Origin of the sequence: Burkholderia sp. HMSC10F09 (assembly GCF_001806955.1) — a bacterium.
GTDB lineage: Bacteria > Pseudomonadota > Gammaproteobacteria > Burkholderiales > Burkholderiaceae > Burkholderia > Burkholderia multivorans.
The window spans coordinates 1-6510 of the sequence record NZ_KV786833.1; the positions used below are offsets into that span (position 1 = coordinate 1).

7 protein-coding genes are annotated in these 6510 nt (G+C 70.2%); all 7 read left to right on the forward strand.

All coding sequences use genetic code 11. The features are described from left to right. The coding region (locus tag HMPREF3115_RS21355) for an EF-hand domain-containing protein (protein WP_070555937.1) at positions 1 to 272 on the forward strand (272 nt) is incomplete at its 5' end. A 367-nt stretch (positions 273 to 639) separates the two neighbouring features. Next, entirely contained in the window at positions 640 to 1539 is a 900-nt protein-coding gene (locus HMPREF3115_RS21360; RefSeq protein ID WP_006400380.1) for an IclR family transcriptional regulator, read from the forward strand. After that, positions 1536 to 2561, forward strand: a complete 1026-nt coding sequence (locus tag HMPREF3115_RS21365; protein ID WP_070555940.1) for a 2-dehydro-3-deoxygalactonokinase — start codon at positions 1536 to 1538, stop codon at positions 2559 to 2561. The genes HMPREF3115_RS21360 and HMPREF3115_RS21365 overlap by 4 nt, the downstream gene beginning before the upstream one ends. A gap of 28 nt (positions 2562 to 2589) precedes the next feature. Beyond that, on the forward strand, positions 2590 to 3267 hold the full coding sequence (locus HMPREF3115_RS21370; protein WP_006407598.1) for a 2-dehydro-3-deoxy-6-phosphogalactonate aldolase: 678 nt from the start codon (positions 2590 to 2592) through the stop codon (positions 3265 to 3267). Continuing rightward, positions 3267 to 4046, forward strand: coding sequence for an SDR family oxidoreductase (locus tag HMPREF3115_RS21375; RefSeq protein WP_070555942.1), 780 nt, complete (start codon positions 3267 to 3269; stop codon positions 4044 to 4046). Before HMPREF3115_RS21370 ends, HMPREF3115_RS21375 begins: the two co-directional genes overlap by 1 nt. A 107-nt stretch (positions 4047 to 4153) precedes the next feature. Next, positions 4154 to 5149: an arabinose ABC transporter substrate-binding protein gene (locus HMPREF3115_RS21380; protein ID WP_006407596.1), complete on the forward strand. Its 996-nt coding sequence runs from the start codon at positions 4154 to 4156 to the stop codon at positions 5147 to 5149. Between the two features lie 76 nt (positions 5150 to 5225). Continuing rightward, positions 5226 to 6510 (forward strand): L-arabinose ABC transporter ATP-binding protein AraG (gene araG, locus HMPREF3115_RS21385; protein WP_256276339.1); only part of this gene is annotated, 1285 nt, incomplete at its 3' end.

The following is a 6510-nucleotide window of genomic DNA, read 5'->3' on the forward strand; positions in this document are numbered from 1 at the left end:
CGTACGTGCCGCCGGCCGCGCGCCGCCCGACCGCGGGCACGCAGACGACCGGCGCGGCGCTGCACGCGCAGGTCGTGCGCAAGCTCGCGCGGCAGTTCAGCGCGGCCGACACGCAGAACACCGGTTCGATCACCGAAGCGCAGGCGCGCGCGGCGGGGCTCGGCTACGTCGCGAACCATTTCCGGCAGATCGACGCGAGCGGCAGCGGCCGCGTGTCGTTCAGCGACGTGCAGCGCTACATGCAGACGCGTAGCGAGAGCGGACAGCAGTAGGCGATCGATCGCGACCGTGCGCGACGCGCGCGGCGGCAAACCGGGGGCGGAACCTGCGGTGCACGCGGATTTCGCCCCCGCGCACATCGGCGCCGCACGCATCGAACGTCGACGGCCGATCGACCGTTTTTCTCATTATCTGGGCAGCGCATTCAAATATTGGAGGTGGATGCGTACGCTCCTACAATCCGAAGCACATCGACAGCTTCGGACCCGCACCGCGCGGCGCCCGACGCATACGGAGACACCTTCCATGACGTTTGCCGGGCGCTTTCCTCGGTGCTTCGCGCGCCGCGTTGCCGCGGCCGGGCTCGTGCCCGGCGCGCAGGACGCGGTTTCACCGATCCCGTTGAAGTAGCCCCGTCCCATGACCAAGATGCCCGACTCCCTCGCCCTCGACGCCCGACGCGCGACGCCGGACGATGCGCCGCTCAGCGACAGCATCGGCGCGACCAGCACGCCGCTCGATCTCGCCGCGCAGCAGGCCGGCACGCAGACGCTGTTGCGCGGCCTCGCGATTCTCGAAGCGATCGCGAACGGCGCGCGCGACATGCGCGCGATCGGCGCCGCGCTCGGCACGACGCGCAGCACCACGCATCGCCTCGTCAGCAGCCTCGTGCAGGCCCGCTATCTGCGCCAGGTGCAGGGCGGCTATCTACTGGGGCCGAAGCTGATCGAACTCGGCACGATCGCACTCGAGCAGATGCCGCTGACCGCCGTTGCGCGGCCGCATCTCGAGGCGCTTGCCGAAGCGACGCTCGACACGATTCATCTCGGCGTGCGCGACGGCGACGACGTGCTGTACATCGACAAGATTCCCGGCACGCGCGGGCTCGAGATGCGCTCGCGCGTCGGCCACCGGATGCCGCTCGCCTCGACCGGCATCGGCAAGGCGATGATGCTCGACCTCGCGCCGGAGACGTGGCGCACGCTGTTCGAGGCCGCGCGGCGCGCGCTCGCCGGCGTCAGCTTCAAGCCCGACAACCGGCCCGACTCGGCGGCGTTCCTGCAGCGGATGGCGCACTACGCGGCCGGCGGCTACACGTTCGACCTCGAGGAGAACGAGGCGTCGATCCGCTGCGTGGCCGCGCCGATCCGCGACGCGTCGGGTGCGATCGTCGCGGCGGTGTCGGTCGCGAGCACGATTCCGTACATGCCGCACGACCGGATGGACGAACTGATTCCGCTCGTGCAGCGCGAAGCGCGAGCCATTTCCGCGGAACTGGGCTGGAGCCCGCCGCAGGGTACCCGCAGGATCAAACGATGACGAATCCGACCCGGACCGTTCCGGATGCCGCCGGCGCCGCAGCGTCGCTGATCGCGCTCGACTGGGGCACGACGTCGCTGCGCGCCTATCTGTACGATGCGCGCGGCGCGTTGCTCGACACGCGCAGCCGCGCGGCGGGCGTGATGCATGTGCCGGGCGGCAGCGCGCACGCATTCGACGCGGCGTTCGAGGAAGCGTGCGGCGACTGGCTCGACCGCGCGGGCGCCGTGCCGGTGCTCGCGGCCGGCATGGTCGGCAGCGCGCAGGGCTGGCGCGAGGCGCCGTACGTCGCGGTGCCGGCCGGCGCCGACGCGCTCGTCGCGGGTCTCGTCACGGTGACGACCGCGCGCGGCGCGACCGTGTCGATCGTGCCGGGCGTGATCGCGACGGGCGAGCTGCCCGACGTGATGCGCGGCGAAGAAACGCAGATCGTCGGCGCGCTCGCGGCCGATCCGACGCTTGATGCCGATCGTTCAGGGCTCCTGATCGGGCTGCCCGGCACGCATGCGAAATGGGCGTGGGTCAACGGCGGCCTCATCGAGCGATTCCAGACCTTCATGACGGGCGAGCTGTTCGCCGCGCTGCGCGACCACACGATTCTCGGCCGCACGATGCGCGCGCCGGCGTCGCCGGATCGCGCCGCGTTCGAGCGCGGCGTGACGGTTGCACGCGACGCGCAGCACACCGGGCTGCTCGGCACGATTTTCAGCACGCGCACGCTCGGCCTGACCGAGCGTCTCGCGCCCGATGCGCAGGGCGACTATCTGTCCGGGCTGTTGATCGGCCATGAGCTGAACGCGCTCGACGCGATGCTCGCCGAACGCGGCGCGACGCTCGCGAACCAGCCGCTGCTGCTGATCGGCGACGACCGGCTGTGCGCGCGCTACGTCGACGCGCTGCATGCGTTCGGCTGCATGCACGCGCGCGTCGTCGCGCACGCGACCGAGCGCGGGCTGTGGCAGATCGCATCGCGCGCGGGGCTCGTGCACACGGACGGCGAACCCGTATGCGCCGGCCACTGAACCGAACCGATTGCGGAGGAATGTAACGATGTCGTCCGACCTGACGCTGCCCGCGCCGTACACGCCGCATGCCGGCCTGATGCGCGCGTTCGACGCGTGCCCGCTGATCGCAATCCTGCGCGGCATCACGCCCGCCGAAGCGGTCGAGCACGGCCGCGCGCTGTACGACGCCGGCTTCCGGCTCGTCGAGGTGCCGCTCAATTCGCCGGCGCCGTTCGACAGCATCGCCGCGCTGCGCCGCGCGCTGCCGGACGACGCCATCGTCGGCGCGGGCACCGTGCTGCGCGCCGAATACGTGGACCGCGTGCAGGACGCAGGCGGTGCGCTGATCGTGATGCCGCATGCGGATACCGCGGTGATACGCCGTGCCCGCGAGCGCGGCCTCGCCTGCGCGCCGGGCGTCGCGACGCCGACCGAAGCGTTCGCGGCGCTCGCCAACGGCGCCGACGTGCTGAAGATGTTTCCCGCCGAGCAGCTCGGCACGGCGGTCGTGAAGGCATGGCGCGCGGTGATCGATCGCGCGGTGCCGCTCGTGCCGGTCGGCGGGATCGCACCCGACAACATGCAGCCGTTCCTCGCGGCCGGCGCGAACGGTTTCGGGCTCGGCTCCGCGCTCTACCGGCCGGGCCAGTCGGCCGATACGACGGCCGCCAATGCACGCGCGTTCCAGGCCGGCCTGCGCGCGGCGCGCGACGGAGCCGCATGATGAACCGGCTGGCGGGCAAGGTCGCGATGGTCACCGGCGCGGCGCGCGGCATCGGCGCGGCGATCGCGCGCGCATTTGCCGGCGAGGGCGCGCGCGTCGCGCTCGTCGACGTCGATTTCGCGCAGGCCGAGCAGACGGCCGCGGCGATTGCGCGCGACGTCGACGGTGCACGCGTGCTGCCGCTGCATGCGGACGTCACGCAGCAGGGCTCGGTACGCGACGCGCTCGCGCAGGCGGAAGCGGCGCTCGGCGCGCTCGACGTGCTCGTGAACAACGCGGGCATCAACGTGTTCGCCGATCCGCTGACGATGTCGGACGACGACTGGCGTCGCTGCTTCGCGGTCGATCTCGACGGCGTCTGGCACGGCTGCCGCGCGGCGCTGCCGGGCATGGTCGAGCGCGGTCGCGGCAGCATCGTGAACATCGCGTCGACGCATGCGTTCCGGATCATCCCGGGCTGTTTTCCGTACCCGGTCGCGAAGCACGGCGTGCTCGGCCTCACGCGCGCGCTCGGCATCGAATACGGGGCGCGCAACGTGCGCGTGAACGCGATCGCGCCGGGCTACATCGAGACGCAGCTCACGCGCGACTGGTGGGACGCGCAGCCCGATCCGGCCGCCGCGCGCGCCGAGACGCTCGCGCTGCAGCCGATGAAGCGGATCGGCCGGCCCGAAGAAGTCGCGATGACCGCGGTGTTCCTCGCGTCCGACGAGGCGCCGTTCATCAATGCCGCGTGCATCACCGTCGACGGCGGGCGCGCGGCGCTGTACCACGACTGAACTGAAGCAACGATTCGACAGACCGCACGTGCGCCGGCCGCGCGCACGCTGCGTCGACACCAACAAGCGGCCGCATCCTGTTCGATGAAGACAAGGAGACACTGGAGATGAAACGCAGAACGTTCGTCACGCTGGCCGCTGCGGCCGCGGTGGTGATGGGGAGCCCGATCGCGCACGCGGCCGATCCGGTGAAGATCGGCTTTCTCGTGAAGCAGCCGGAAGAGCCGTGGTTCCAGGACGAGTGGAAGTTCGCGGAGATCGCCGCGAAGGACAAGGGCTTCACGCTCGTGAAGATCGGCGCGCCGTCCGGCGAGAAGGTGATGAGCGCGATCGACAACCTCGCCGCGCAGAAGGCGCAGGGCTTCATCATCTGCACGCCCGACGTGAAGCTCGGGCCGGGCATCGTCGCGAAGGCGAAGTCGCACAACCTGAAGATGATGACGGTCGACGACCGCCTCGTCGACGGCGCCGGCAAACCGATCGAAGCGGTGCCGCACATGGGGATCTCGGCGTACAACATCGGCAAGCAGGTCGGCGAGGGTATCGCGGCCGAGATCAAGAAGCGCGGCTGGGACATGAAGGACGTCGGCGCGATCGACATCACGTACGAGCAGCTGCCGACCGCGCACGACCGCACGACGGGTGCGACCGATGCGCTTGTCGCCGCCGGTTTTCCGAAGGCGAACGTGATCGCGGCGCCGCAGGCGAAGACCGACACCGAGAACGCGTTCAACGCGGCGAACATCGCGCTCACGAAAAATCCGCAGTTCAAGCACTGGGTCGCCTACGGCCTGAACGACGAGGCCGTGCTCGGCGCCGTGCGCGCGGCCGAAGGGCGCGGCTTCAAGGCGGACAACATGATCGGCATCGGCATCGGCGGCTCCGACTCCGCGCTGAACGAGTTCAAGAAACCGCAGCCGACCGGCTTCTTCGGCACCGTCATCATCAGCCCGAAGCGCCACGGCGAGGAAACCTCCGAGCTGATGTACACGTGGATCACGCAGGGCAAGGCGCCGCCGCCGCTGACGCTCACCACCGGCATGCTCGCGACGCGCGACAACGTGACGAAGGTGCGCGAGCAGATGGGGCTCGCATCGAAGTAAGCGGCGCCGCGCGGCCGCCGCAGCGACGCGGCGGCGCGCGGTCCATCGATCATGCAAGTGGAAGTGGAGAAGCGACGTGTCAGCGGCACTGCGTTTTGACAATATCGGCAAGGTATTTCCCGGCGTACGCGCGCTCGACGGCATCTCGTTCGACGTGCACGCCGGCGAGGTGCACGGCCTGATGGGCGAGAACGGCGCGGGCAAGTCGACGCTGCTGAAGATTCTCGGCGGCGAATATCAGCCCGATGCGGGCAGCGTGCTGGTCGACGGCCGGCCCGTGCATTTTCCGAATGCGGCGGCATCGATCGCGGCCGGCATCGCGGTGATTCACCAGGAGCTGCAGTACGTGCCCGACCTGACGGTCGCGGAAAACCTGCTGCTCGGCCGCCTGCCGAACGCGTTCGGCTGGGTGAGGAAGGGCGACGCGAAGCGCTACGTGCGCGAGCGGCTCGCCGCGATGGGCGTCGATCTGGATCCGGCTGCGAAGCTCGGTCGGCTGTCGATCGCGCAGCGGCAGATGGTCGAGATCTGCAAGGCGCTGATGCGCAACGCGCGCGTGATCGCGCTCGACGAGCCGACGAGCTCGCTGTCGCACCGCGAGACCGAAGTGCTGTTCAAGCTCGTCGCCGACTTGCGCGCGCAGGGTCGCGCGCTGATCTACATCTCGCACCGCATGGACGAGATCTACCGGCTGTGCGACGCCTGCACGATCTTCCGCGACGGCCGCAAGATCGCGTCGCACGCATCGCTTGCCGACGTGCCGCGCGAGCGGCTCGTCGCCGAGATGGTCGGGCGCGAGATCTCGGACATCTATCACTACGCGCCGCGCGCGCTCGGCGACGTGCGGTTCTCGGCCGAAGGCATCGAGGGCCCCGCGCTGCGCGAGCCGGCGAGCTTCTCGGTGCGTGCGGGCGAGATCGTCGGCTTCTTCGGGCTCGTCGGCGCGGGCCGCAGCGAACTGATGCGGCTCGTGTACGGCGCCGACCGCCGCCGCGCGGGCGCGCTGACGCTCGACGGCAAGCGCATCGACGTGAAGCGCACCGGCGACGCGATCCGTCACGGGATCGTGCTGTGCCCGGAAGACCGCAAGGAAGAAGGGATCATCGCGATGGCGTCGGTCGCGGAGAACATCAACATCAGCTGCCGCCGCCATTCGCTGCGCGCCGGGCTCTTCATCGATCGCAAGACCGAGAACGACACGGCCGACCGCTTCATCCAGCGGCTGAAGATCAAGACGCCGAACCGCCGGCAGAAGATCCGCTTCCTGTCGGGCGGCAACCAGCAGAAGGCGATCCTCTCGCGCTGGCTCGCCGAGCCCGACCTGAAGGTCGTGATCCTCGACGAGCCGACGCGCGGCATCG